Source organism: Vibrio sp. VPAP30 (assembly GCF_001188205.1).
Taxonomy (GTDB): Bacteria; Pseudomonadota; Gammaproteobacteria; order Enterobacterales; family Vibrionaceae; genus Vibrio; species Vibrio bivalvicida.
The window spans coordinates 1-1,017 of sequence record NZ_LBLS01000001.1 but is presented as its reverse complement, the minus strand read 5'-3'; the positions used below and the strand labels follow the sequence as shown (position 1 = coordinate 1,017).

Below are 1,017 nucleotides of genomic sequence, written 5' to 3'. Positions count from 1 at the left end.
TCTGAAGTTCGTGAGCGTCAGTCGGTAGGGCTGGACCGTTTCCTTGACTCTTCAGATTATATTTATGCAGGAGCAAATCTACCCAATAAAATTGGCCTTGGGACAATCAAAGGGATGGATCAAGTCATCCAAAAGGACCTAAGAAGTTTTTATCAAACTTATTACGCTCCAAGGAATACGACTCTGGTTTTGGCTGGCGATGTGAGTCATGACGTTATGCTTGAACGCGTTAAACATTTCTTTTCTGACTGGCGTAATAAAGAGTTTCAGCCCGCTGTTGACCCAGAGTTTAACGTCGTGTTGCCGAGTAAAGTTGAAGCGAAAGTGTTTACAGATCCAAATGTAGAGACGCGAATAGAATTTAACTTTCTCGAGAAGGAGTCACCTGAAGCCAACAGTAAGGCACTAAATCTAGAGTACTGGACTCACTTACTGAGCACTAGGGCTTTGATTAATCGTATTGACACATTAGCGTACGAAAGTGGCGGTCGAATTCTGTCACCGAGTATGTCATCAGAGATAAGCTTAGAATCTGTTCGTGTAAGTCAAATCGGGGTGACAACAGCAGATAGAGATTGGGAATTTGGCCTCTCAACACTAGAGCAAAAATTACGTCAAGCGGTTGAGTTCGGTTTTACCGAAGATGAGATCAAGAAGCAGCTTACAGCGTTAGAAAATGAACTACAGCTTAGTGTCGAAACGGCTGGGGATTCGTCAAGTGCCACTCTTGCTAACAGAGTCATGAATGCCGTTGATAGTGGTTACTTTATCGCATCACCACAAACCGACCTATCCATATTCTATGAACTACGAGACCAATTGACCGTTAAATCAATTAATGAGGCCTTTCGGAAAAGGTGGGCATCTCAACCACCTCGTCTCTATTTAACCGAGCGTAGCAATGCCCCAGGCCTTGAGAAGACGTTGCTTGAAACATATGCGGAAAGCCAACAAACTAAGGTAACGCCCTATGTGGAGAAGGCTGCCACTGAATTTGCTTACCAGAACTTTGGTAAG

General features: G+C 44.0%; 1 protein-coding gene. It reads left to right on the top strand.

All coding sequences use genetic code 11. The annotated features are described in order from the left end of the window. A partial coding sequence (locus ZX61_RS00005) for an insulinase family protein (RefSeq protein WP_150114938.1) occupies positions 1–1,017 on the top strand: 1,017 nt, incomplete at both ends.